General features: G+C 68.1%; 27 protein-coding genes, 1 tRNA gene and 1 pseudogene. 17 read left to right on the top strand and 12 right to left on the bottom strand.

The annotated features are described in order from the left end of the window. Positions 1-265: 265 nt before the first annotated feature. Positions 266-982 (bottom strand): helix-turn-helix transcriptional regulator, encoded by a 717-nt coding sequence (locus tag ACDP63_RS18290; protein WP_409928389.1) that lies wholly within the window; start codon positions 980-982, stop codon positions 266-268. Between the two features lie 690 nt (positions 983-1672). Beyond that, positions 1673-2569 carry a tRNA (adenosine(37)-N6)-dimethylallyltransferase MiaA gene (miaA, locus tag ACDP63_RS18285; RefSeq protein WP_024844452.1) on the bottom strand — a complete coding sequence of 299 codons (897 nt, stop codon included), beginning with the start codon at positions 2567-2569 and terminating at the stop codon, positions 1673-1675. Positions 2570-2654: 85 nt separating this feature from the next. Here miaA and pyrH point away from each other — a divergent pair, with 85 nt between their 5' ends. The 8 genes from pyrH to ACDP63_RS18245 all read left to right on the top strand — a co-directional run bounded on the left by pyrH (position 2655) and on the right by ACDP63_RS18245 (position 11336). Beyond that, positions 2655-3389 carry a UMP kinase gene (gene pyrH / locus ACDP63_RS18280; protein ID WP_024844453.1) on the top strand — a complete coding sequence of 245 codons (735 nt, stop codon included), beginning with the start codon at positions 2655-2657 and terminating at the stop codon, positions 3387-3389. Positions 3390-3469: 80 nt separating this feature from the next. Beyond that, a complete protein-coding gene (gene frr / locus ACDP63_RS18275) occupies positions 3470-4033 on the top strand; it encodes a ribosome recycling factor (protein ID WP_024844454.1) in 564 nt (187 codons plus the stop codon). Between the two features lie 5 nt (positions 4034-4038). Then, positions 4039-4773: a polyprenyl diphosphate synthase gene (gene uppS, locus ACDP63_RS18270; protein WP_024844455.1), complete on the top strand. Its 735-nt coding sequence runs from the start codon at positions 4039-4041 to the stop codon at positions 4771-4773. After that, positions 4770-5624: a phosphatidate cytidylyltransferase gene (locus ACDP63_RS18265; RefSeq protein ID WP_024844456.1), complete on the top strand. Its 855-nt coding sequence runs from the start codon at positions 4770-4772 to the stop codon at positions 5622-5624. Before uppS ends, ACDP63_RS18265 begins: the two co-directional genes overlap by 4 nt. Before the next feature lie 4 nt (positions 5625-5628). Beyond that, positions 5629-6801 carry a 1-deoxy-D-xylulose-5-phosphate reductoisomerase gene (gene dxr / locus ACDP63_RS18260; RefSeq protein WP_024844457.1) on the top strand — a complete coding sequence of 391 codons (1173 nt, stop codon included), beginning with the start codon at positions 5629-5631 and terminating at the stop codon, positions 6799-6801. Further along, positions 6798-8123, top strand: coding sequence for an RIP metalloprotease RseP (gene rseP, locus ACDP63_RS18255; RefSeq protein ID WP_024844458.1), 1326 nt, complete (start codon positions 6798-6800; stop codon positions 8121-8123). Before dxr ends, rseP begins: the two co-directional genes overlap by 4 nt. 103 nt (positions 8124-8226) lie before the next feature. Next, the gene (bamA, locus tag ACDP63_RS18250) at positions 8227-10557 is read left to right on the top strand and encodes an outer membrane protein assembly factor BamA (RefSeq protein ID WP_024844459.1); all 2331 of its coding nucleotides are present in this window, start codon (positions 8227-8229) and stop codon (positions 10555-10557) included. Further along, positions 10557-11336, top strand: a complete 780-nt coding sequence (locus ACDP63_RS18245; protein WP_024844460.1) for an OmpH family outer membrane protein — start codon at positions 10557-10559, stop codon at positions 11334-11336. The genes bamA and ACDP63_RS18245 overlap by 1 nt, the downstream gene beginning before the upstream one ends. A 31-nt stretch (positions 11337-11367) precedes the next feature. On the opposite strand, the gene ACDP63_RS18240 is transcribed toward ACDP63_RS18245, so the two are convergent. Both ACDP63_RS18240 and ACDP63_RS18235 read right to left on the bottom strand, forming a co-directional pair. Beyond that, the gene (locus ACDP63_RS18240) at positions 11368-12315 is read right to left on the bottom strand and encodes a nucleoside hydrolase (RefSeq protein ID WP_024844461.1); all 948 of its coding nucleotides are present in this window, start codon (positions 12313-12315) and stop codon (positions 11368-11370) included. 64 nt (positions 12316-12379) lie between these two features. After that, complete coding sequence (locus tag ACDP63_RS18235) at positions 12380-14836, bottom strand: penicillin acylase family protein (protein ID WP_024844462.1); 2457 nt, start codon at positions 14834-14836, stop codon at positions 12380-12382. Between the two features lie 128 nt (positions 14837-14964). On the opposite strand from ACDP63_RS18235, the gene ACDP63_RS18230 reads away from it, so the two are divergent. The 6 genes from ACDP63_RS18230 to ACDP63_RS18205 all read left to right on the top strand — a co-directional run bounded on the left by ACDP63_RS18230 (position 14965) and on the right by ACDP63_RS18205 (position 18597). Then, positions 14965-15831: an NAD(P)-dependent oxidoreductase gene (locus tag ACDP63_RS18230; RefSeq protein WP_024844463.1), complete on the top strand. Its 867-nt coding sequence runs from the start codon at positions 14965-14967 to the stop codon at positions 15829-15831. 48 nt (positions 15832-15879) lie between these two features. Beyond that, positions 15880-15955: transfer RNA gene (locus ACDP63_RS18225), tRNA-Val, on the top strand. A gap of 18 nt (positions 15956-15973) precedes the next feature. Beyond that, positions 15974-17035 carry a CaiB/BaiF CoA transferase family protein gene (locus ACDP63_RS18220; RefSeq protein WP_024844464.1) on the top strand — a complete coding sequence of 354 codons (1062 nt, stop codon included), beginning with the start codon at positions 15974-15976 and terminating at the stop codon, positions 17033-17035. A gap of 191 nt (positions 17036-17226) precedes the next feature. Then, positions 17227-17649 carry a 50S ribosomal protein L21 gene (gene rplU / locus ACDP63_RS18215; protein WP_024844465.1) on the top strand — a complete coding sequence of 141 codons (423 nt, stop codon included), beginning with the start codon at positions 17227-17229 and terminating at the stop codon, positions 17647-17649. Positions 17650-17668: 19 nt separating this feature from the next. After that, a complete protein-coding gene (rpmA, locus tag ACDP63_RS18210) occupies positions 17669-17941 on the top strand; it encodes a 50S ribosomal protein L27 (RefSeq protein WP_024844466.1) in 273 nt (90 codons plus the stop codon). A 110-nt stretch (positions 17942-18051) separates the two neighbouring features. Next, complete coding sequence (locus ACDP63_RS18205) at positions 18052-18597, top strand: GNAT family N-acetyltransferase (RefSeq protein ID WP_024844467.1); 546 nt, start codon at positions 18052-18054, stop codon at positions 18595-18597. A 296-nt stretch (positions 18598-18893) separates the two neighbouring features. Here the strand turns inward: ACDP63_RS18205 and ACDP63_RS18200 are convergent, their stop codons facing one another. After that, positions 18894-19403 carry a hypothetical protein gene (locus tag ACDP63_RS18200; RefSeq protein ID WP_036747517.1) on the bottom strand — a complete coding sequence of 170 codons (510 nt, stop codon included), beginning with the start codon at positions 19401-19403 and terminating at the stop codon, positions 18894-18896. A gap of 129 nt (positions 19404-19532) precedes the next feature. Here ACDP63_RS18200 and ACDP63_RS18195 point away from each other — a divergent pair, with 129 nt between their 5' ends. Beyond that, a complete protein-coding gene (locus tag ACDP63_RS18195; RefSeq protein ID WP_024844469.1) occupies positions 19533-19940 on the top strand; it encodes a SufE family protein in 408 nt (135 codons plus the stop codon). A gap of 2 nt (positions 19941-19942) precedes the next feature. Here ACDP63_RS18195 and mnmA read toward each other — a convergent pair whose 3' ends face one another. Beyond that, a complete protein-coding gene (mnmA, locus tag ACDP63_RS18190) occupies positions 19943-21112 on the bottom strand; it encodes a tRNA 2-thiouridine(34) synthase MnmA (RefSeq protein WP_024844470.1) in 1170 nt (389 codons plus the stop codon). A gap of 163 nt (positions 21113-21275) precedes the next feature. On the opposite strand from mnmA, the gene ACDP63_RS18185 reads away from it, so the two are divergent. Further along, positions 21276-21551, top strand: coding sequence for a DUF1153 domain-containing protein (locus ACDP63_RS18185; RefSeq protein WP_024844471.1), 276 nt, complete (start codon positions 21276-21278; stop codon positions 21549-21551). A gap of 92 nt (positions 21552-21643) precedes the next feature. After that, positions 21644-22180 (top strand): annotated as a pseudogene (locus tag ACDP63_RS18180) (response regulator); the annotation flags it as partial. A gap of 43 nt (positions 22181-22223) precedes the next feature. Here the strand turns inward: ACDP63_RS18180 and ACDP63_RS18175 are convergent. From ACDP63_RS18175 to ACDP63_RS18150, 6 genes are all read right to left on the bottom strand, one after another. Further along, on the bottom strand, positions 22224-23219 hold the full coding sequence (locus tag ACDP63_RS18175) for a tyrosine-type recombinase/integrase (RefSeq protein ID WP_409928388.1): 996 nt from the start codon (positions 23217-23219) through the stop codon (positions 22224-22226). Between the two features lie 8 nt (positions 23220-23227). Beyond that, a complete protein-coding gene (locus ACDP63_RS18170) occupies positions 23228-23392 on the bottom strand; it encodes a hypothetical protein (protein ID WP_276242074.1) in 165 nt (54 codons plus the stop codon). Between the two features lie 402 nt (positions 23393-23794). Next, positions 23795-24070 carry a hypothetical protein gene (locus ACDP63_RS18165; RefSeq protein WP_409928387.1) on the bottom strand — a complete coding sequence of 92 codons (276 nt, stop codon included), beginning with the start codon at positions 24068-24070 and terminating at the stop codon, positions 23795-23797. After that, complete coding sequence (locus ACDP63_RS18160) at positions 24063-24296, bottom strand: hypothetical protein (protein ID WP_409928386.1); 234 nt, start codon at positions 24294-24296, stop codon at positions 24063-24065. The genes ACDP63_RS18165 and ACDP63_RS18160 overlap by 8 nt, the downstream gene beginning before the upstream one ends. Beyond that, on the bottom strand, positions 24293-24481 hold the full coding sequence (locus ACDP63_RS18155) for a hypothetical protein (RefSeq protein WP_409928385.1): 189 nt from the start codon (positions 24479-24481) through the stop codon (positions 24293-24295). Before ACDP63_RS18155 ends, ACDP63_RS18160 begins: the two co-directional genes overlap by 4 nt. Beyond that, positions 24478-24712, bottom strand: a 235-nt coding sequence (locus ACDP63_RS18150; RefSeq protein ID WP_409928384.1) for a hypothetical protein, incomplete at its 5' end; no start/stop codon positions are given. The genes ACDP63_RS18150 and ACDP63_RS18155, both read right to left, overlap by 4 nt.

The following is a 24712-nucleotide window of genomic DNA, read 5'->3' as shown; positions in this document are numbered from 1 at the left end:
GGCCGAAGCCCGGCGGCGCGACTGCCCGCCCCGGCAGCCTTTCTCGTGCCCTCGGGCCTTTCATCTGCGTCCCGATGACCGCGACCCGCAGCGCGGCCGCTAGTCGCAGCCGACAAGGGTGGCGCAGTTGCCTGCCCCGACAGGCTTTTCCGTTCGCCCACAGGTCTTCCGACTGCGTGCCGTTTCCTCATCGCCGATCCGCGGCGTGCCGGGCTCCCATGGCGGGACGATGCGCGACGCATGATGCTGCCCGAAGGCGCGGAAATCAGCCGGCAGGGCGATCGCCGGGGCGGCTGTGGGTTTCCCGCATCAGCGCCCGGTAAGCCTGGGGCGTGCGGCCCGTCGCGGCCAAGAAGGCGCGCATGAAATGGCCAAGCCCGCTATAGCCCAGCCGCGCCGCGATCTGCGCCATCGGCAGGTCGCCGTCGCGTAGCGCCTTGCTGGCGCATTGCAGCCGCAGGTCGTAGAGCAGCTCCAGCGCGCTGCGACCCCGGCTCAGGCGGCAGGCGCGGTCGAGCTGCGCTTGCGAGCAGCCCAGCCGCAGCGCCAGTTCGGCGATGGTCTGGCCCGATTGCAGCTCGGCCTGCGCCAGTTGCAGGAAATGCCCGGTCAGCGCCCGGGCCTCGGCCAGGCCGGCGGGCGAAGGCGCGGATGGCGCCAGCCCCGCGCCCTGTCCATCGCCCAGCCGCGACAGCACGGCTGCGATCAGCCCCAGCCCGCGTGCGGTCGCGGCATCCTGTGCGGGGGCGCGCGGCATCCCCGCACCCAGCGCGGTCATTGCCGCGTCCAGCAGCTCGGCATCCGCGGCGCCAGGCAGGCCGTGGCGCAAGCCCTGCGGCAGCGTCAGCCCCCGGCACATGGCGGGCGGGATCAGCAGCGCCAACCCATGCACCTCGGGCGGCGGGTTCAGCGAAAAGGCGGTGCCCGCGGGAATGAAGGCGATGCGGCCGGCCGGCAGCGCATGGTGATGGCCTGGAAACATGATCGCGACNCAGCGTCAGCCCCCGGCACATGGCGGGCGGGATCAGCAGCGCCAACCCATGCACCTCGGGCGGCGGGTTCAGCGAAAAGGCGGTGCCCGCGGGAATGAAGGCGATGCGGCCGGCCGGCAGCGCATGGTGATGGCCTGGAAACATGATCGCGACCGTGCCGCCGGTCGGGCGAAGCAGCACATGGTCGCCGCGGACCCGCGGGCTGCGCGGCGCGGCCGGGCTGCGCACCGGCCCGCCCCAGTGAAGGCCGGCCAGCGGGATCAGCCGCAGCCCGCCGCCCGGCCGCCCGCCCGGCAAAGCGCGGCAGGGCTGGAGCGCCGCCGCCTGACCCGGCCCGGCCGGGCCGGGGAGAAGGTCGCGGAACGGGCTGGGGGCGAGGCAGGGGGCCGGGGCCAGCGGCCGGCCGAAAGCAGCTGGCGTCAGGGCCACGTTCGGCCGGGGATCGGGATCCGCCGGCTCCGGGATGGTTTCCAGGGTGATGCCGGCCGCGGCCAGCCGCGCCAGCACCGGATCGGGCGGGATCAGGTGGCGGCGGGCTTCATCCATCAGCCGCGGCTTTCAGCGGATCCATGACCAAGGGCTATCTCCATGACGCGAGTCCGTGAAGAATATACTCATCCCAGGGTTGCCAAAAGATGAATATGTCTTTGCCGTGCGGCATGCGCCACGGGCCGCGCCGGTCAGGGGTCGATCCCGATCCGCTGCCAATCCCCCAGCCGGCCGCGAAAGAAGCTGCGCTGCGCCTTGGCATATTGCCTCGTGGCGATGACCGCGCGCCGGATTGCCTCGTCCAGGTCGATCCGTCCCTGCAGATGCGCGACCAGTTCCGGCGCGCCGATGGCCTTGGCCCAAAGCGCATCGGGGCTCCAGCGCGGCAGCAGGGCGCGCACCTCGTCCAACGCGCCCTGGTCCAGCATCAGCCGGAAGCGGCGCTCGATGCGCTCGGCCAGCCAGTCGCGGTCGGGCTCCAGCACCAAGAGATGCGCGGCGGCGGGGTCGATCAGCGGCGGCGGGGTCTCGGCCTGCCAGGCGGCGATGCCGCGCCCGGTGGTGGTCAGCACCTCCCAGGCGCGCTGGACGCGCACCGGGTTTTTCAGGTCGATGCGTGTCCGGGTCTGCGCATCAAGATCCGCGACCATGCGTGCCAGGCCGCCGGGTTCGCGCACGAGCTGGTCGGCCCAGGCGCGGATTTCGGGCGGGGTGGCGGGAATCGCCGCCAGTCCGCGGCTGAGCGCATGCAGATAAAGCCCGGTGCCGCCGGTCACGATCAGCCGGCCGATGCCCCGGTCCATCAGCGCCGCCACCTCGGCCAGCCAGGCGCCGACGGAATAGCCGCGGTCGCAGGGCACATGGCCGTAAAGCACATGCGGCGCGCGCGCCTCGTCATCAGGCGAGGGCCGCGCGGTCAGCACGCGCCAGCAGGACCAGACCTGCAAGGCGTCGGCATTGACGATGGTGCCGCCCTGACGCTCGGCGATCTCCAGCGCCAGGGCGGATTTGCCGCTGGCGGTGGGCCCGGCAATCAGGACATGGCGGCGGGGCTCCAGCCCGGCCAGGATCGGGTGACGCGGGGTCATTTCGGGGCGGGTCGGCAGTGGTTGAACATGGGGCCTGTTTGCGACATTTTGCCCGGCAATGAAACAGCCGCAAAAAGGTGAACCCATGTCGGAAAGCGCGTCCAAGACCCGCGGAAGCTATTCGCGCGTGATGTTGAAGATTTCGGGCGAGGCGCTGATGGGGGACCAGGGTTACGGCCTGCACCCGCCGACCGTCGCCCGCATCGCGCAGGAGGTCAAATCCGTCCATGACATGGGCGTCGAGATCTGCATGGTCATCGGCGGCGGCAACATCTTCCGCGGCCTTCAGGGCAGCGCGCAGGGCATGGAGCGGGCGACCGCCGACTACATGGGCATGCTGGCCACGGTGATGAACGCGCTGGCCATGCAGGCGGCGCTGGAGGCGCTGAAGATCCATACCCGCGTGATCTCGGCCATCCGCATGGACGAGGTGGCCGAGCCCTATATCCGCCGCCGCGCCGTGCGCCACCTGGAAAAAAAGCGCGTCTGCATCTTCGCCGCCGGCACCGGCAACCCCTATTTCACCACCGACACAGCCGCCACGCTGCGCGCCAACGAGATGAATTGCGAGGCGATCTTCAAGGGCACCAAGGTCGATGGCGTCTATGACAAGGATCCGAACAAGTTCCCCGACGCGCGGCGCTATGACGACGTGACCTATGACGAGGTGCTGCAAAAGCACCTGGGGGTCATGGATGCCTCGGCCATCGCGCTGGCGCGCGACAACGACCTGCCGATCATCGTCTTCTCGCTGGATGAACCGGGCGGTTTCCGCGGAATCCTGGCCGGCACCGGCACATATACGCGCGTGCACGGCTGAAAAACCCGTATAGGCTTTGCCATGCCGGCGTGGCTCGGCTAAAAGCGGCGAAAATCACAGCACAGAGGCCATGACCGAGCATGTCCGACGAGATCGAGATCGACACCGACGACCTGGAACGCCGCATGAAGGGCGCGATGGAATCCCTGCGCCATGAATTCGCCTCGCTGCGCACCGGCCGTGCCTCGGCCAGCATGGTCGAGCCGATCATGGTCGATGCCTATGGCTCGCCCACGCCCATCAACCAGATCGGCACGGTGAACGTGCCCGAGCCGCGCATGGTCACGATCAACATCTGGGACAAGGCGCTGGTCGGCAAGGCCGAGAAGGCGATCCGCGAATCGGGCCTGGGCATCAACCCGCAGCTCAACGGCACCATCATCATGCTGCCGATCCCCGAGCTGAACGAGGAACGCCGGCGCGAACTGACCCGCGTCGCCGCGCAATATGCCGAGCACGCCCGCGTCGCCATCCGCAACGTGCGCCGCGACGGCATGGACCAGATCAAGAAGGCCAAGTCCTCGGGCATGTCCGAGGACGACCAGAAGTTCTGGGAAACCGCCGTGCAGGAGCTGACCGACAAGATGATCGCCTCGGTGGACCAGGCGCTCGAGGCCAAGCAGGCCGAGATCATGCAGGTCTGACCCGGATGGCCGAAACCGCAGCCAGCCTGTCGAAATCCGGCGGAGGGGACCAGCGGCCCCGGCATGTCGCCATCATCATGGATGGCAACGGCCGCTGGGCCAAGAACCGGGGCTGGCCGCGGCTGGTCGGGCATCGGCGCGGCGCCGAGCGCGTCAAGCAGATCGTGCGCGCCTGCCCCGACCTGGGGGTGAACTGGCTGACCGTCTATGCCTTTTCGACCGAGAACTGGAAGCGCTCGACCGAGGAGGTGCTGGGCCTGATGGGCATCTTCGCCCGCTATATCGAGCGCGAGGCCGACGGGCTTTCGGCCGAGGGCGTGCGCATGCGCTTCATCGGCGGGCGCGAGCGGCTGGAGCCCAAGCTGCAGCGGCTGATGGCCGGGATCGAGGCGCGCACCGCCGGCAATACCCGGCTGAACTTGACCGTGGCGATCAATTACGGCGGCCGGGACGAGCTGACCCGCGCCGCGGCGCGGCTTGCCGCCCGCATCGCGCGGGGCGAGGTGGCCGAGCCGACCGAGGCCGACCTGGCCGATTGCCTGGACACCGCCGGCCATCCCGACCCCGACCTGGTGATCCGCACCTCGGGCGAGACCCGGACCTCGAATTTCCTGCCCTTCCAGGCGGCCTATTCGGAATATGAGTTCACCCAGACGCTCTGGCCGGATTTCACGCCCGAGCACCTGGCCGAGATCCTCGACCGTTACGGGTTGCGCGAACGGCGCTTCGGCGGCGCATGAGCGGCGGCGGGTCACAGCCGGGCCGGTTGCGCGACGCCTTGCAGCGCGGGCGCGACAAATGGGCCGATCTCTGGCCGCGCCTGCTGTCGGGCGTGGTGCTGGCGGTGCTGGGGCTGTTGCTCCTGCTGTCCTCGGGGCTCTGGATCCGGCTGGGCGTCTCGGCCGTGATCGGGGTGATGATGTGGGAACTGGCGCGGCTGACCGGCTGGCGCCACCCCGAGTTCCGCAGCCCGCGCCATCCCGTGCTGATCGGCATCCTGTCGGGGCTGGTGATGCTGGCCATGCTGGTGCTGCCCGGCGACTGGCCTATGGCGCTGGCGCTGGTGCCGATGATCGCTGGCTGGCACGGCACGCATGAACACGAGCGCCCGGCCTATCTGCTGTTCACCCTGGCCATCCTGGGCGCGGGCTACGGGCTGGTGGTGATCCGCGAGGTGATGGGCCTGCCGACGCTGGCCTGGATCGTCGGCACCGTGGTGCTGTCGGATGTGCTGGGTTATTTTATCGGCCGCAAGCTGGGCGGTCCGCGCTTCTGGCCCGCCGTCAGCCCCAAGAAGACCTGGAGCGGCACCATCGCCGGCTGGGCGGGCGCGCTGGTGCTGGCGCTGGTCCTGCTGCTGGCCGGGCAGGCGCCCTGGCCGGTGCTGGTGTTGGGGCCGCTGGTCGCCTTGGCCGGGCAGTTCGGCGACATCGCCGAAAGCTGGCTCAAGCGCCGGGTGGGCGTCAAGGACAGTTCCGAGCTTATCCCCGGCCATGGCGGCGCCATGGACCGGTTCGACGCCATGTCGGGGGCGCTGCTGCTGGCGCTTGTGTTGTTGATCGGCAATCTTTTACCCGTGATCGGAGGCTGAAGGAATGCGCAGCATATCGGTGCTGGGCGCGACCGGGTCGGTCGGTGAAAGCGCGTTCGATCTGTTGATGCGGGCCGGCGGGCCCGAGCGGTTCCGCACCATCGCCCTGACCGGCGGCGCCAATGTCGCGCGCCTGGCCCGGATGGCCCGCGCGCTGCGGGCCGAGATCGCCGTCACCGCCTGGCCGCAATGCCTGGCCGACCTGCGTGCCGCACTGTCGGGCAGCGGCATCGAGGCCGCGGCGGGGCCGCAGGCCGTGGCCGAGGCCGCCGCGCGCCCGGCCGACTGGACGCTTTCCGCCATCGTCGGCGCCGCCGGCCTGCCGCCGGGGCTGGAAGTGCTGGCCCGCGGCGGCACGCTGGCGCTTGCCAACAAGGAAACCCTGGTCGCTGCCGGGCCTCTGGTCATGGCGCGTGCGCGGCAAACCGGCGCCCGCATTCTGCCGGTCGATTCCGAACATTCCGCGATATTCCAGGCGCTTCAGGGTGAAAACCTTGAAACCGTCGAGCATGTGACCATCACCGCCTCGGGTGGTGCCTTCCGCGACTGGCCGCTGGAACGGCTGGCGCAGGCCACCGTGGCCGAGGCCAGCCGGCACCCGAACTGGGACATGGGCCAGCGCATCACCATCGACAGCGCCAGCATGTTCAACAAGGCGCTGGAAGTCATTGAAGCGCATGAGTTCTTTGGCATCGGCGCCGAGCGTTTGCGGGTGCTGGTGCATCCGCAGTCGATCATCCATGCCATGGTCACGCATCGCGACGGCGGCTCGATCGCGCATCTGGGGGCGCCGGACATGCGCCATGCCATCGGCTATGCGCTGAACTGGCCGGCGCGCGCGCCGCTGCCGGTGCCGGCGCTGGACCTGGCGGCGCTTGGCAGCCTGACCTTTGCCCAGCCGGACGAGGCGCGCTGGCCCGCCCTGCGCCTGGCGCGCGAGGCGATCGAGGCCGGCGGCGCCGCCGGCGCGGTGCTGAACGCCGCCAAGGAACAGGCGCTGGACGATTTCATCGCCGGGCGCATCCGCTTTACCGACATGGCCCCGGCGGTCGAGCATGCGCTGGCCCTGGCCGCGCGCGAGGCGGGTTTCGGACAAAGCCCGCGCGAGCTGGCCGAGGTGCTGCATTGGGACGGTTTCGCCCGGCGGGCGGCGGCGCAATGGCAGGGGGCGGCATGAGCCTGGCTCTGGACATGATGGGTGGTTTCCTGTGGACCGCGGCGGCCTTTGTCGTGGCGCTGTCGGTCATCGTTACCGTGCATGAATATGGCCATTACATCGTCGGCCGGCTTTGCGGCATCAAGGCCGAGGTGTTTTCGCTGGGCTTCGGGCCCCGGCTGGTCTCGCGCCGCGACCGGCACGGCACGGTCTGGCAGGTGGCGGCGATCCCGCTGGGCGGCTATGTCCGTTTCCTGGGCGATGCCGATGCGGCCAGCGCCGGCTCGGTGCGGGTCGAGCCGGCCCGTGCGCGCCAAAGCCTGACCGAGGCGCCGCTCTGGGCGCGCTTCGCCACCGTGGCGGCGGGGCCGGTGTTCAACTTCGCGCTGTCGATCCTGGTCTTCGCCGGGATGGCGATCTGGCAGGGCCTGCCGGTGGACGAGGTCCGGGTGGGTCGGCTGCACCCGACGCCGCCCGGCGTCGAGATGCAGCTGCAACCCGGCGACCGCGTTCTGGCGCTGGACGGCCGGCCGGTCACGAGCTGGCACGATTTGGGCGCAGCGGCAGCCGAGCTGCCCGCGCGGCCCGTCCATGACTGGACCGTGCTGCGCGAGGGCGCCGAAATCACCGTGCCCGGCCCCGATCTCATGCCGCCCCTGGTCATCGGCATCGCGCCGCGCAGCCCGGCGGCCGCGGCCGGGCTGAAGCCGGGCGACGTGATCCTGGCCATCGACGGCGAGCCGGTCTCGCGCTTCGACGAACTGCGCGCGCATGTGGCCGAGGCCGAGGGCCGCCCGGTCCTGCTGCGCGTCTGGCGCGAGGGCGAGGGGGAAGCCGACTATACCCTGTCCGCGCGTGAACAGGATCTGCCGACCGACGACGGCTATACGCGGCGCTGGCTGATCGGCGTGACCGGCGGCGGCACCTATTTCGAGCCGGCGACGCGGCCGGCCGGCGCTGCCGAGGCGCTGGGGATCGGCGCCGCGCGCACCTGGGACATCATCGCCTCGTCCGTCTCGGGGCTTTGGGCGATGATTACCGGCCAGATCGGCAGCTGCAACCTGGGCGGCGCGATCTCGATCGCCGAGACCACGGGGCAGGCGGCCTCGGCGGGGGGCGGCAACTTCATCTGGTGGATCGCGGTGCTGTCGGCGGCGATCGGTTTTCTGAACCTGCTGCCGGTGCCGGTGCTGGATGGCGGGCACCTGATGTTCTATCTCTACGAGGCCGTGGCAGGGCGGCGCCCCTCGGACCGGGTGATGGACATCCTGTCGGCGCTGGGGCTGGCGGCGGTGCTGTCGCTGATGGTTCTGGGCCTCACCAACGATCTTTTCTGCCCCTGAACGGCGCTAGGCTTTTGACAGTGTGGCCCGCTTCGCGGTATCCATCGGGGCAAATATGGCGGGGCCAACCCGCCGGGAAACGCATTACTCGCGAGGGGCGGCGATGACGGACAGGAAACTCGGCAAAGGCGCGCTGGCGCTGATTTCGGCGCTGGCGGTGGCCGCGCCGGTCGCGATGGTGGCGACCCCCGCCTCGGCCTATGTCTTCAGCAATGTGCGGATCGAGGGCAACCAGCGCATCGAGCCTGCGACGATCCTGTCCTATCTGGACCTGCCGCGCGGCCAGGACGTTTCGGCCGGGGCGCTGAACGACGCCATGCAGCGGCTGCAGAACTCGGGTCTGTTCGAGACGGTCGAACTGGTGCCCTCGGGCGGGACGCTGGTGGTCAGGGTGGCGGAATACCCCACCATCAACACCGTCGCCTTCGAGGGCAACAGGCGTCTCAAGGACGAGAACCTGGCCGAGATCGTCAAGTCGCAGTCGCGCCGGGTCTATTCCCCCGCCCAGGCCGAGGCCGATGCCGCCACGATCAGCCAGGTCTATGCCTCGCAGGGGCGCCTGGCCGCCCGTGTCGATCCGCGCATCATCCGCCGCGGCGGCAACCAGGTCGATCTGGTCTTCGAGATCCGCGAGGGCGACTTGACCGAGATCGAGCGTATCGGCTTCGTCGGCAACCGCGCCTTTTCCGACCGCCGGCTGCGCAACGTGCTGCAAACCAAGCAGGCCGGCATCCTGCGCACCTTCATCCGCCGCGACACCTTCGCCCCCGAGCGGGTGCCGCTGGACGAAAAGCTTCTGACCGATTTCTACCGCTCGCGCGGCTATGCCGATTTCCGCGTGCAGGCGGTGGCGCCGGAACTGGCGCGCGAACGCGACGCCTTCTACATCACCTTCCAGATCCACGAAGGCCCGCGCTATACCTTCGGCACTATCAACACCGTCAGCGAGATCCCCGGCGTCGATGCGGCGGAATTCGCCGCCCAGAACCGGGTCAAGCGCGGCGCGGTCTACAACCCGACCGATATCGACACCACCATCCGCCGGATGGAGGCGCTGGCGCTGCGCAAGGGGCTGGATTTCGTCAATATCGAGCCGCGCGTCACCCGCAACGAGCGCAGCCAGACCCTGGACCTGACCTTTGCCCTGACGCGCGGCCCGCGCGTCTTCGTCGAGCGCATCGACATCGAGGGCAACACCACCACCCTGGACGAGGTGATCCGCCGCCAGTTCGCCACCGTCGAGGGCGACCCCTTCAACCCGCGCGAGATCCGCAACTCGGCCGAGCGGTTGCGCGCGCTTGGCTATTTCTCGGATGTGCAGGCGGAAAGCCGGCCGGGCTCCACGCCCGAGCAGGTGATCGTCGACGTGAACGTCGAGGAGCAGCCGACCGGCAGCCTGAACTTCGGCGTCAGCTATGGCGTTTCGACCGGGGTGGGCTTCAACATCTCGCTGTCGGAAAAGAACTTCCTGGGCCGCGGGCAGCAGGTTGACCTGGCCTTTTCGACCGGCACGGACACGCAAAGCTCGGGCCTGACCTTCGTCGAGCCCTATTTCCTGGGCCGCAATCTCAAGGCGCGGGTGCAGGCCTGGTATAACACCACCGACCGGCTGAACTCGGATTACAACACCCGCACCGTCGGCTTCCTGACCGGGATGGAATTCCCGGTGTCGGAGAACGGCCGGCTGGAGCTGCGCTACAAGCTCAGCAAGGACACGCTGTTCGATGTGGAAGAGCCGCATATTGAGGATGGCGAACTGGTCGGTTCGTCGCAGATTCTTTTCGATGAACAGGGCGGCTATTACACCTCGGCGCTCGGCTATACCTACAGCTATGACAGCCGCATCGCCGGGCTGGACCCGGTGACCAGCTATCGGCTGCGGTTCAGCCAGGATTTCGCCGGGCTGGGCGGGGATGTGAAATCCGTCACCAGCACGCTTTACGCCGGCGTCGAAAGCCGCGCCTGGCGCGAGAACGTCACCATGCTGGCCGAGTTCGAGACCGGCGCCGTCCACATGCTGGACGACCAGGACAGCCGCTTCCTGAACCGCTTTACCGGCAACGGCAAGATCCGCGGCTTCGAGCCGAACGGCTTTGGCCCGCGTGACCTGGCGGCGCCGAACGAGGATGCGCTTGGCGGCAATTATTACTGGGCGCTGCGCACCGAGCTGCAATTCCCGCTGGGCCTACCCGAGGAATATGGCATCACCGGCGGGCTTTTCGCCGATGCCGGCTCGGTCTGGGGGCTGGACCGGACCAGTGGCACCAACGGGGTCGAGGTCGACGACGGCATGAAGGTCCGCGCCGCGGTCGGCGCCTCGATCTTCTGGACCACGCCGATCGGGCCGCTGCGCTTCAACTTCGCCAAGGCCCTGAAGAAAGAGGACTATGACGAAGAGCAGTCCTTCGACCTGACGATCTCGACCCGCTTCTGATGGCTTGGGGACGCGGCATCGCGGTGCTGCTCCTGGCCGCGCTGCTAGCCGCGCCCAGGGGGGCGTCCGCCCAGCCCGTGCCGGAGCCCTCCGAGCAGCCCGAGACCCTGGCGCCCGAGGCGGCGCCCATCGTGGTCGAGACGCCGCCCCCGAACGGCCAGGCGGTGCTGCCGGTCCTGACGCTGGATCAGGATGCGCTGTATCTGCATTCGCTTTGGGGCCAGCGCGTGCAGGCCGACCTGGAGCGGCGCGGAAGCGAGATCGCGGCCGAAAACGAGCGGCTGGTCGAACAGTTTGCCGCCGAGGAGCGCGAGCTGACGGCGCTGCGCCAGACCCTGCCGCCCGACGAGTTCCGCAAGCGCGCGGACGAGTTCGACAAGCGCGTCGTCGAGGTGCGCCGCGCCCGCGACGCCGCCCCCCGCGCCTTGCAGGCCGAGGCCGAGGAAGAGCGCCAGGCCTTCTTCCGCGCCGTGCTGCCGGTCCTGGCGGCGCTGATGCGCGAAAGGGGCGCGGTGGTGGTCTTGGATCAGCGCGCGATCTTTGTCGCCTCGCAATCCATTGATGTCACCGAGGAACTGATCGACCGTATCGACCGCGAGATCGGTGCCGGCCCACTGGCCGATCCGCCCCAGGCGGATGCGCCGGAGCAGGCGGGGAATGCTGCGCGGCAGGGCGCATCGGGACAGGAGGCGGTCGAGACGCCTGCGCCGGAGGAAGGGGCATCCCCCGCGCCCGAGGTCCAGCCCGGCGAGACGCAGCCCGGTCCGGCGCAGGAATAGGCCCCCTCGGCCCAGGGGGAGGGATCGGCGGCTAGCCCGACCGGCGGTCCAGATCGCCGATCCGTTCCGTCAGCAGCGCGAAAAAGGCATCGGCATCGACATCGCGGATGAAGGTGGCGTTGGGCGTCCGCCCGCTGACCCGCCACCAGTCGGCGACAGTCATGCCCAGGGTGTATTCGCCCTGGGTCTCGATCTCGACATTGATGTAGCGGCCGGTGAACAGTTCGGGCTTCAGCAGCCAGGCGATGGTGCAGGGATCGTGCAGCGGCGCGCCCTGGCTGCCGTATTTCTCGCGGTCGTAGCGTTCGAAGAAATCGGTCCAGCTGGCGACGGCTTGGCCGATGCGGCCCATGGCGCGCATGCCCTCGACCCAGGCGCGGCTGGTCAGGGCGCGATGCGTCACGTCCAGCGGCATCACCGTCAGCGGCGCGCCGCTGGCAAAGACGATCTTCGCCGCCTCGGGATCGACATGGATGTTGAACTCGGCCGTGGGGGTGATGTTGCCGACCTCGAAATAGGCGCCGCCCATCAGCACGATCTCCTGCACGCGCGGGACGATGTCGGGCGCGCGCCGGAAGGCGGTGGCGATATTGGTCAGCGGGCCGATGGGCACCAGCGTCACGCTGCCCGGTTTTTCGCGGCGCAGCGTCTCGATCAGGAAATCGACGGCATGGCCGGGGGCGAGCGGCATGGCCGGCTCGGGCAGGGTGACGCCGTCGAGCCCGGTCTTGCCATGCACATGCTCGGCCGTGATCAGCTTGCGCTGCAAGGGCGCGTCGCAGCCGGCATGGACCGGAAGGTCGGGCCGGCCGGCCAGCTCGCAGATCATCCGGGCATTGCGCTGGGTGTGGTGCAAGGGCACGTTGCCCGCGACCACGCTTAGCCCCAGCACCTCGATTTCGGGGCTGGCGAGCGCCAGCAGGATCGCCACGGCGTCGTCCTGGCCGGGATCGGTGTCGATGATGATCTTGCGCGCCATGGGCTGTCCTTCGCTGCGTTGCGGGATGGCAGGGAAGCCCGGCCGGGCGCGGGATGCAAGCCCTCTAGTTGCCGGCAGGCCGCAGGTGGGTGATGCCCGCCGCCGCCGCCCGCGCCAGGGCCGGGTCCAGCGACATGACCACATATTCGCCGCGCCGCCACAGCTCGGCCATGTCGTCGTAATGGCGCGAGAAGGGATGGCCCGACTGCCCGGTCGAGATGATGAACACCGAACTGTCGGGATCGGCCAGGTCGTAGACCCCGCGATAGGCGGCCCCGGTCACGTTGAGCCAGGGATTGCGGCCATGGCCGAGGAACCCGGCCTGGGCGATGGTGGAACTGCCGCCCGAAGTCGGCTGGATCAGGTTCACGATGTAGGAGATGCCGCGCATGTCCCCCAGCGCCGGGTGGACATGGCGGGCGCGGTGCAGGTCGCCCCAGCGCCAGCTGGCAAGGTCGGGGCCAAAGCGCGCCACCAGCTCCAGCAGCGCCGCGTCCAGCGCCTGCCGGGCGATCTGGGTGCAGGTCTCGACCGGGGCGGACTGGCGGATGTCGCACCATTCCGAGGCGCCGCCCGTGTCGCGGAATACCCGGTCGATGAAAACCGGGAAAAGCTCGGTCAGATCCTGCGCCAGCGGGCCGAGGTCGTCGCGCACCAGCCGGTCCTGCAAGGCCCGCATCCAGGCGGCATAGATCAGCGGCTCGGGCAGATGCTCGCTCATCGCGCCGTCCCAATTGGCCAGAAGCGCCAGCGCGTCCTGGCGCAGCCGCTCGGGCGTGCCCTGGGCTGCGGGTTCGCCGGTGAACCATAGTTCGGCCCCGACCAACGGCAGCAGGCCGCGGGCCACCGGGCTGACGATGTCGGTCTGTGCGGCGATGAAGCTGTCTCGCGAATGCACCTCGCGCGATTCGATCAGGTGGCGCAGCCGGCCCAGCCGGTAGCCGTCGGCCCGGTCGTGGCCAAGCCCGGCCCAGCCCGTCTCGGCCGCCCCGGTCGCGGCGACGATGCCGCTTTCGGGGCTCAGCTCGGCCCGTTCGGCGGGCGCGGGGCCGATCCCCTGCCAGCGGTTCTGCACGACCCAGCCCGGCGTCGGCATGCGGCCCGCCGTCTGGTGCCCGGCCGGACGATGCGGCAGGGCGCCGGCCAGAACCTGACCCACGCCCTGCGCATCGGCCAGCGTCACGGTCAGGGCCGGGGCGACCATCCCGCGCAGCGCCTGGGCCGCCGCCCGGCGGTCCTGCGCCCGCATCAGGCCGATCAGCGCCGACATGCTGCGGTCCTCGCCATGGCCGCCGGTCCAGGACAGCGCCGCGACATGGCCGGCGGGCAGGATGGTGGCAAGGTCCAGATGCGCGGCGGGGATGACCGGGCCGTTCTCGGTCTCGCGCAGGGTGATGGTCTGCGGATCAGCGCCGCGGATGCGCAGCGTCTCGCGCCGGGTGGTGAACTCGGTCCAGCCGTTCGCGCCGCGATAGCGGTTGGGATCGCCGGGCTGGACCTCTTCGATATACAGATCCTGGTCGTCGACCCAGGCCGGGGTGATGCCCCAGGCCAGGCCGGGATTGCGCCCCGAGAGGATCGCGGGAATGCCGGGAATGGTGCCGCCGATCACCCCGCCCGATTGAAGCTCGATCCGTGCCAGGTACCACAGGCCCGGCGCGGTCAGGGCGAATTGCGGATCGTTGGCCAGAAGCGCGCCCCCCGCCGCCGTGCGCCCCGCCGCGGCGGCAAAGCCGTTGGCCGAGGCTCCCGCTGCCGGTGCCAGGTAGCCGGCCAGCGTCGCCGTCCAGTCCCGCGGTCCGGCGCCGCGGTCCGGCGCGGCGAAGCGCGCGCCTGGGAAAAGCGAGGCATAGCCGGGCAGCGGTGGCTCGCCGGGCATGGCGACCAGATCCTGCCCGCGTTCGGGCGCGGCCAGCGACAGCCGGGCCCGCAGCACCTCGCGGCGCATCTGCACGGTCGAGGATGCCGCCAGCAGCTTCAGGATCGCCAGCGAATCCGCCGGCTCCCAATAGGCGATGTCGTCGGGATACAGGAAGAGCTCCGGCGCCCCGCGCCCCCGCGCGCCCAGGTTGACCTGCTCGATCCAGGCATTGACCCCTTCGGCATAGGCCTCCAGCGCCTCCAGCACCTCGGGATCCTGGGCCTGCAGCGAGGCGCGGGCGTTGCGGTAAAGCCCCAGCCGCCGCGCCAGGTCGTCGGCGGGCAGCGCGCCCATGCCATAGATCTCGGCCAGCCGGCCCTGCGCCGCCCGGCGCAGCACGGTCATCTGGAACAGCCGGTCCTGGGCATGGGCAAGGCCGAGCGCGAAGAACATGTCGCGGTCGCTTTGGCCGAAGATATGCGGCACGTCCTCGGTCGTGCGCACGATCTCGACCGGGGCCGAGATGCCCTCGACCGTATAGGTGCCGTCGTAATCGGGCAGCGAGCGGATGGCGAAATACCAGGCCAGCGCCACCAGCGCGATGGTCAGCAGGATCAGCCCGACCGTCAGGCGCACAAGCCAGCGGAAAAGTGTCACCATGAAAAGGCACGGTCCCGAGCTTGGGCACGAGAGGTTGACCCCCGCGCCGGGTGATGAAATTCATGGGGTGAATAGGGCAGGGCGCGGGCCGGATCAACGCGCCTTTTCGACGGGAAAGGAAGAAACCGATGGCGCGCGTGGCATTTCTGGGACTTGGGGTGATGGGCTTTCCCATGGCAGGCCACCTGGCCGCCGCGGGGCATGAGGTGACGGTCTGGAACCGCAGCCCCGCCAAGGCCGAGACCTGGGCCGCAGCCCACAGGGGCCGCGTGGCCGTCACCGCGCGCGAGGCGGCCGAGGGCGCCGAATTCGTCATGGCCTGCGTCGGCAATGACGACGACCTGCGCCAGGTCTGCCTGGGCGAGGCCGGCGCCTTTGCCGGCATGGGGAAGGGCGCGGTCTTCGTCGATCACACCACGGTCTCGGCCGCGGTCACGCGCGAGCTTTCCGCCGTCGCCACCGAGGCCGGGCTGGGCTTCGTCGATGCGCCGGTCTCGGGCGGGCAGGCGGGAGCCGAGAACGGCCAGCTTTCGGTGATGTGCGGCGGCACCCCCGCCGATTACGCCCAGGCCGAGCCGGTGATCGCCGCCTATGCCAAGATCTGCAAGCTCATGGGCCCCTCGGGTGCGGGGCAGCTGGCCAAGATGTGCAACCAGATCGCCATCGCCGGGCTGGTGCAGGGCCTGTCGGAATCGCTGCATTTCGCCGAGAAGGCCGGGCTGTCGATCGCCGAGGTGGTCGAGGTCATCAGCCAGGGCGCCGCCGGCAGCTGGCAGATGGCGAACCGCCATCAGACCATGGCCGAGAACCGCTTCGACTTCGGTTTCGCGGTGGACTGGATGCGCAAGGATCTGGGCATCTGCCTGGCCACCGCCGACGAGACCGGGGCGAGCCTGCCGGTGACGGCGCTGGTCGACCAGTTCTACAAGGAGGTGCAGGCCATGGGCGGCGGGCGCTGGGACACCTCGTCGCTGATTGCGCGGCTGCGCCGGTGACGCCCGTGCTTGCCAAGGGCGCCGGGATCGCGCTATCAGCCGGCACGGGGGCGGTTAGCTCAGTTGGTAGAGCGTCTCGTTTACACCGAGAATGTCGGGGGTTCGAGTCCCTCACCGCCCACCATTTCCCCAAAGGCCAGCCATGAGCGGCGCGCTCTGCGGCCTGCGCATCGTCGAGATCGCCGGCATCGGCCCGACGCCCTTCGCCGCGATGTGGCTGGCCGACCACGGCGCGCAGGTGGTCCGCATCGCCCGGCCCGGCGCACCGCAGATCTTCCCGATGAAGCGCGACGTGCTGGACCGCGGCCGCGACTGGCTGGAGCTTGACCTGAAATCGCCCGAGGGCCGCGACATCGCGCGCGACCTGATCCTGCGCGGCGATGCGGTGATCGAGGGCATGCGCCCCGGCGTGATGGAGCGGCTGGGCCTGGGCCCCGGGGATTTCCCGGAAAACCCGCGGCTGGTCTATGGCCGCATGACCGGCTGGGGCCAGACCGGCCCGCTGGCACATTCGGCCGGCCACGACCTGACCTATCTGGCGATCACCGGCGCGCTTTCCGCCATCGGCCCCGCGAATCATCCGGTGCCGCCGCTGAACCTGGTCGGCGATTTCGCCGCCGGCTCGATGTATCTGGTCGCCGGCATGCTGGCGGCGATCCTGCGGGCGCGCGAGACCGGCCGGGGCCAAGTGGTCGATGCCGCCATCACCGACGGGGTGGCGCATCTGATGGCGATGATCTCGGGGCTGCGCGCGAACGGGCTGTGGCGCGATGAGCGCCAGGCGAACCTGCTGGACGGCGGCGCGCCCTATTACAGCTGCTATCCCTGCGCCTGCGGCGGTTTCCTGGCCGTCGCCGCCATCGAGCCGCAGTTCTGGGCCGAACTGGTCCGGCGGCTGGGGCTTTCCGAATCCGATCTGCCCGACCGTGCCGATCCGGCGAACTGGACCGCGCTGCGCGCGATCCTGGCGGCGCGGATCGCCACACGCAGCCGCGACGACTGGGCGGCCGAGCTGGAGGGGACGGATGCCTGCGCCTCTCCGGTGCTGTCCATCGCCGAGGCGCCGCGCCATCCCCACAACCGCGCCCGCGGCGCCTATCTGGGCACGGATCCGCGCCCGGCGCCGCTTTTGTCGGGCAGCCTGACAGAGCTTCGCGAAGCCCGGAGAATCACGGTCGAGGCGGCGCGCGATCTGTGGCGCTGAGCCGCCATTTCGGTTGACTTGCCCGGCCGAATCCGCGATATACCCGCGACCGGCCGGGCGCATGTCCGTTGCCGGCATCCTATTTTGAACCTCACCCGAGACAATGGGTGCGCTGTCCGAAGGCGGGGCCTGGCCCCGGCAACACCTGCAAGCCAGGGGCCGAAGGACGCGGCAGAGCAAGGAAAGACGGAATGTTCGCAGTTCTCAAGACGGGCGGCAAGCAATACCGGGTTCAGGCCGGTGACGTGCTGCGCGTCGAAAAACTGAACGCCGAGGCCGGCGACAAGGTCCAGTTCAACGAGGTGCTGATGATCGGTGCCACCGTCGGCGCGCCGCTGGTTGCCGGCGCCGCCGTGCAGGCTGAGGTGATCGACACCATCAAGGCCGACAAGGTCATCACCTATGTCAAGCGCCGCCGCAAGCATTCGTCGCAGCGCACCCGCGGCCACCGCCAGCAGCTGACGCTGGTTCGCATCACCGAGCTGCTTGAAAAGGGCGGCGACAAGACCGATGTGAAAGCCGCCGTCGGCGCGCGCACCAAACTCGCACCGGCCGCCAAGCCGGCGAAAGCCAAGAAGTCGGAAGCCGAAGCCTCGGCCGAAGACGCCAACTGAGGCAGAAGGAGACTGAGCCATGGCACATAAGAAAGCAGGCGGTTCGTCCCGCAACGGCCGCGATTCGGCCGGTCGTCGTCTCGGCGTGAAACTCTTCGGCGGCCAGCAGGCCGTTGCCGGCAACATCATCGTGCGTCAGCGCGGCACCACCTGGTGGCCGGGCCAGAACGTCGGCATGGGCCGCGACCATACCCTGTTCGCGCTGGCCGACGGCCATGTAACCTTCAAGAAGGGTCTGAAGGGCCGCACCTATATTTCCGTGCTTCCCGCCAATCTCGAGGCCGCCGAGTAAGCCGATTTCAACGCCCGGACGTCAAATTGGGGGATCGGCAAGGCCGGTCCCCTTCGCGTTTTCCGGGGCCGTACCCATATGATTGCGAGTAATTGGGGGAGAAGAGTGACATGAACGAATTGATTTCCTCGGACGCACGGCAGATCGAGATCGTGACCGAGCGCTTCGTCCTGCGCCCGCTTCGGGCATCGGATGCCGGGCTCATCGCGCATTACACCGCCGACCGACGCGTGGCCGAGGGAACCCGTTCGATCCCGCACCCCTTGCCGCCCGGCGCGTCCGAGGCCTATGTCCGCCGCGCCATGGCGGCCGACCGGGACGAGGATGTCTGGGCCATCGACGGCTCGGCCAACAAGCTGGCCGAGGTTCTGGGCGTGGTCTCGCTGACCCGGATCGACAAGGAGCAGTCCGAACTGGGCTTCTGGATCGGCGCAGGGTTCTGGAACACCGGTTTCGCGACCGAGGCGGTCTCGGCCCTGGTCGAGGCCAATCCGCACGGCTCGCGCACCCTGTTTGCCGAGGCGTTCCAGGACAATCCCGGCTCGGCGCGGGTGCTGACCAATTGCGGCTTCGAATATCTCGGCGATGCGGAGAGCTGGTCCGTGGCGCGCGATGCCCGCGTGCCGACCTGGACCTATCTGCGCAAGATGGCCTGACCGGCCCGCGGCCACCGGCATTTCGAGAGCGGCCCGCATGGTCTCATGCGGGCTTTTCCTGCCGCGGCGGCCACCCTGCCTGCGTTCAGCCCAAGACTGTGCATTCCCGGCACGTCGGCGCGGTGATCGGATGGCGGATGGGGCGATGCGGCAAGGTCGCCATGGGTATTTGAGGAACGAAGAAGACAGGGGCGACGCCATGATCTTCACCGTTTCCCAAATACCCAAGGTGCCACCGCGCCGGCCGCGGTTTGCCTGCAGCCCTGCGCGCGGCCGAACCGGGCTTGTGCCCGGCGTCAGCGGCGCAGCGTGATCGCGTTGCCGGCGCCGGTGATCACCACCTCGCGCAGGTCCGCCAGGGCGGCGTTGGGAAGCGTCAGCGCCACCGTCACCGTGTCGCTGGCGGGCTGCGGCGGATTGGCGGCGGCGAAGCTGTCGGGCAGGGGCGGCTGGCCGACCAGCCGCAGGCGCAGCACGCCGTCCTGATCGGGGCGGATGCGTCCCCTCGGCATGGGCACCTCGGTGATCAGCGCCACGTTCCACCAGCCCTTGCTGGCGGCAAGCCCAGTCACGACCAGCATCCGCCCTTCGTAGAGCGGTTCCCATTTCGCGCTGGTGACCTGGGCCAGCGGCAGGCGCCCGTCCTGCACCGTGGTCGGATAGCCGCCCTCGGGTTCCAGCGACTGCTGGGGCGCCGCGCCGCCGCCGAACCAGCGGAACGGGTTGAGGCTGCTGTCCCCCATGCGGCCGCAACCGCCCAGCACCAGCATCGCACAGGCAAGAATGCCCAAGGTTCCCGACCGCATGAAGGCTGCCCCCGTTTGTCCCAAGTCTTTGCCGCAGTGATAGGCCAAGTCGGGCGGGCGCGAAAGCCTCTTTGACCTTGCGGGCCCATCGCGCTATGCCAGTGCCGCCCGATGCAAGAGGATGCCCCGATGGCCACGCCCGCCTTTGAAGAAATCGCCGAGACCTTCGATTTCCTGGAGGATTGGGAAGAGCGTTATCGCCATGTCATCGAACTGGGCAAGGCGATGGCGCCGATGGACCCCTCGTTGCAGGTGCCCGCCACCAAGGTCGAGGGCTGCGCCAGCCAGGTCTGGATCATGCCCCGGATCGAGGACGGGCGCTTCGACTTCCAGGGCGACAGCGATGCGCTGATCGTGCGCGGGCTGATCGCCATCCTGCATGCGCTTTATTCCGGCGTGCCGGTGCAAGAGGTGGCGGCGATCAATGCCAGCGCCGAACTTGGCCGGCTGGGGCTGGAGGAGCATCTTTCGGCGCAGCGATCCAATGGGTTGCGCGCCATGGTCGAGCGCATCCGCCTGCTGGCTGCGGCGGCCTGAACTCAGCCGCCGCGGCGGTGTGCGATCCAGCCGCCGCCCAGCACGCGGCTGCCCTCGGTGGCATAGAAAACGCAGGCCTGGCCGGGGCTGACGCCTTCCTCCGGGGCCAGCAGTTCCACCTCGGCACGCCCATCGCCGGTCGCGCGCAGGATGGCCGGGCGCGGCGGCCGGGTCGAGCGGATGCGGGCGGTGATCGGGATTTCGCCGGCAAGCGGTTCGTCGCCCAGCCAGTTCACCTCGGTCACGGGCACGATCCGGGTCGCCAGCGCCTGTTTGGGGCCGACGACGACGCGCCGCGTTTCGGGCTCCAGCCGCACCACGTAAAGCGGATCGCCCAGGCCGCCGATGCCCAGGCCGCGGCGCTGGCCGATGGTATAGTGGATCACGCCGCGATGCGTGCCCAGCACCTGGCCGTCCATATCCACGATTTCGCCGGGATCGGCGGCGCCGGGACGCAGCTTCTCGATCACGCTGGCGTAATCGCCATTCGGCACGAAGCAGATGTCCTGGCTGTCGGGCTTGTCGGCAACCGCAAGCCCGTATTGCGCCGCCAGCGCCCGCGTTTCGGCCTTGCTGGCCAGCCCCCCCAGCGGGAAGCGCAGGAAATCCAGCTGCTCCTGCGTGGTCGAGAACAGGAAATAGCTCTGGTCGCGGTTCGGATCGGCCGCCATGTGCAGCTCGGCGCCCTTCGCGCCGTCGAAGCGGCGGATGTAATGTCCCGTCGCCATGCAATCGGCGTCAAGCTCGCGCGCGGTCTCCAGCAGGTCGCGGAACTTCACCCGCTCGTTGCAGCGGATGCAGGGCACCGGGGTGGCGCCGGCCAGATAGGCGTCGGCGAATTCCTCGATCACCGATTCGCGAAACCTGTTCTCGTAATCCAGCACGTAATGCGGGAAACCGATGCGCTCGGCTACGCGGCGGGCGTCGTGGATGTCCTGCCCGGCGCAGCAGGCGCCCTTTTTCGCCAGCGCCGCGCCGTGGTCGTAAAGCTGCAGGGTCACGCCGATCACGTCGTAGCCCTGCGCGGCCAGCATGGCGGCCACCACCGAGCTGTCGACCCCCCCCGACATGGCCACGACCACGCGCGTCTGCGCCGGCGGCTTGGCAAAGCCCAGCGAATTCATGGTCGAATCTGGCGCGGCATGGCGCAGAGAGGGGCTTGGCGCTGTCATGGATCGTCCTTTGCGCGGGCGCGCTGCTCTGGCCCGCAGTTCATGACATTTATAGGCAAAAACCGGCAATTCTCAAGGGCCGGGGCCGGAAAAACCCTGAGCCGCTTCACCGGGGCTTAAGAAGTTTGCGCGACAAGGAGGCAGAGAGAACAGGGACTTGCCGATGTTTTTGAAGAAAACGCCCGGTCTGCGCACCGCGATCCTGCCCGATGGCAGCATCCTGACCCAGGCCGATCTGCCCCAGCCGCAGACCCGCTGGGTGGCCAGCCGCAAGGCGGCGGTGGTCGATGCGGTGCATTACGGTCTTCTGACGCGGGACGAGGCGATTCGCCGCTATGGCCTGACCGAGGAAGAGTTCGACGCCTGGGCCAGCGCCTTTCGCCAGCACGGTCGCAATGCGTTGAAAATCACGCATATGCAAAAATTTCGGCAACCATAAGTTGAGACAAATTTGATAAATAAACCGGTAACGTGATATTAACCTTTTGCTGGGAGGTTTTGCCAGTAGCCTGGTTAGCAAGGGGAAATGACATGCGAATCCTTCTGGTCGAGGATGATCCGACCACGGCGCGCAGCATCGAGCTGATGCTGATGAACGCGAGTTATAACGTTTATCGCACCGGCATGGGCGAGGAGGGCATCGACCTTGCCAAGCTCTACGATTACGACCTGATCCTGCTGGACCTGGACCTGCCGGACATGCACGGGATGGAGGTGCTGCGCCAGATCCGCATGTCGCGCATCGACACGCCGATCCTGATCCTGACCGACTCGGACGACACCGAAAGCAAGCTGCGCGGCTTCGGCTTCGGCGCCGACGACTACATGACCAAGCCCTTCAACCGCGACGAGTTGGTCGCCCGCATCCAGGCCATCATCCGCCGCTCCAAGGGCCACAGCCAGTCGGTGATCCGCACCGGCGAGATGGTGGTGAACCTGGACGCGCGCTCGGTCGAGGTGGGCGGGCGCGCGGTCAACCTGACCGGCAAGGAATATCAGATCCTGGAACTGCTGAGCCTGCGCAAGGGCACGACGCTGACCAAGGAGATGTTCCTGAACCACTTTTATTTTACCGTAACATGTTGATTTTTCATAGTCCGAATATGCCGTTTCAGCCTGCATTTCCTGTTTCGTGCTTCGTTCGCCGTGCGTTCTGCGCCTCTCTGGCCTTCGCGCGCATGTCGGCTTTCCGGCTGTAGTGGCGCGCCATTTGCTCGCTCGAATGGCCCGTGATTGCCATCACATGCTCGATGCTCATGCCCGGCAGGCTGGCAATTTCAGCGGCGGCGGAATGGCGCAGAGCATGTATGTCCCAAGCCATGGCGTCGATCTTGACCCGCACCTCCGTCACCAGCTTGTGGGCGAACGAGTAGCTGCACGGCCGACCGTTCGGCTGCGCTATGATTGTATCGCCCTGTCGTGGCGTCTGTTCGAGGATAGCGGCCAGCCCATCGGTGAACGGCACGAAGATGCCGGCTCCGGTCTTCTGCTGCCGAACCCAGATCCCGCCGTCCTCAATATCATCCCAGCGCATTTTCAGCACATCCCCGATTCGCTGTCCTGTCCCCAGCAGCATCTCGAAGATGAGCAAGGGCAGGGGCGCGGCCTCCCCTCTGAACGCCTCAATCTTGGCCTCTGGCCACGGCTCGCGCGGTGGGCGCAGGCCCTTGAGCTTTTCGACCCCCTCGGCTGGGTTCCGGTCCAGCCAGCCGATTCGGACGCCATGCGCCAGCAGCGTGGATAGGGCGCCGATCTTGCGGTTGGCATCGGTCGGCGTCTCGCGGAGGGCATCCCGCATCTCGTAGATATGGGCGGTGCGCAGCGTGGCTGGATCGATGTGACCCGCAACCTCTTCCAGATAGCCGAAATGCCGACGATAGGATTTCTTGGTGTTCTGAGCGAGCGCGGGCCAGCGTTCGGATTCCATGTATTTCTGGATCAGGCCCTTGATCGTGCGCTTCGGGGCAGGTGGCCGGCCGCGCATCAGCAGGGCATATTCCGCCGCAAACTCGGCCGTTCCCGGCTCGGCATACATCCGCTGGGTCTTGCCCCAACGGCAGAAGTAGAGATAGCCCCGCTTCCCCTTTGCATAGACATATGCCGGCAAAGACCGCTTCACTTCTTGCGGCTCCAATTGATCAGGTCAGCGGGCAGGGCATCCTTCGGCGTCTCGAATATCAGTTCGATCTTGTCGCCCTCGGCCTTGGCGCCGGCCACGATATAGCCGGCTTCCTTGCTGGCGATCAGCATACGCTTGAGCGTGGTGTCCGGCCTCCCCATCTACGCCTCCCTCTGTGCGGTGCGATATGCCGGCGGTGTCAGCGACGATGAGTGATTGCACTTGCACCGCCACGGCGTTCCACAGCTAAAATGCAGCCAACCTTGCCCCCGGCAGAGCGGGCACAGAAGCTTAGCGGTCCCCGCAGCAGAGTAGGTTTCCACCCATCTCATGGCTGTAGGGAATTGCTCTCCCTCACTCATCCCCGCCTCCCTGTCCGGTGCGGCGGTTCCACCCATCTCGCAGCGCCTCATAGCTATCATGCTCACAGTTTGGCATGATGCAGTCCACGGTTTGGCACTCGGTATAGAACCGTCCACTGGACGCGGGACTGTAGTCGTCGCAATTGACGAAAACTGGCTGCCCACACAGCGGACACGGCAGAAACTCGCTCTTCCATGCCATCACCCCTTCTCCCCCGTGCTGGACAGGGCGATGCGCAGAACACGGCGAGCGCCGAGCTCAATGGCAAATCCGCAACCTTCCAGAATGTCGTCAGCGTGACGGATCGCCTCCCGCAGCCGCTGGTTCTCAGACTCTAGTTTAGCGACCGCTGCCATAACCTGATTGGGTGTCAATGAATCCTCGCAGGGGCATTCAGGCCAATCTTCCCAGAAACAATCTTCTCCATAACCAGCCGAAATCCACTGTTCACATGCGCGCTTTACAGAATCAGTCATGGCTGGCCTCCGTGCTGCGCAGCACGGCGCGGACTTCCGCGAACTCACAGCGGCCAGTAGAGGCAATCTTTTCCAGCACCCCGCGCAGCCTCCGGTTTTCCTCGGCCAGCGCGGTGATGAGGTCGGCGACGGCCTCTACGTCGCGCTCAAGGCCTGGGGCAGGCCAACAGCCATCCCACTGCCGCAACTGCTCCACCAGTTCCCGCGCTTTGTCGTGATGGGTCATTTCAAAGGCTCCCGAAGTTCAATTCGTGTGCCAATGGCGTAGTTGTCAGCGGCCATTCGGATTTCAGGGCCAAGATCTACCCATCCGTCACGCGAACTGAAAAAGAACGATGGGTTCCCACTATCATCCAGTCTAACCTCGACCTGCTCCGTCTCGCCAAACTCATAGTTTTCGTTCTGGGTCATTCCCCGGCCTCCTTCTCCATGGCGGCGAGGATGCGCTGTTCTACATGAAACCCATCATCACAGGCACATCCATCAGGGCATCGTTTGTTTCGCTCATATGCAGTCCGAGCAATATTCGCCGCCATCTTCATCCCCTCCCGCACCTTCTCGCGTCCATAGGCTTCAAGGGCGGCTTTGGCGTCAGCGGGAATGAGGGCGCGGATGCGACACGCTACGTCGCAGATTGCCCTA

The organism is Paracoccus sp. P2 (assembly GCF_046335115.1).
Lineage (GTDB): Bacteria > Pseudomonadota > Alphaproteobacteria > Rhodobacterales > Rhodobacteraceae > Paracoccus > Paracoccus pantotrophus.
The sequence above is the reverse complement of the archived record's forward strand: the minus strand, read 5'-3'. Positions and strand labels throughout refer to the sequence as shown.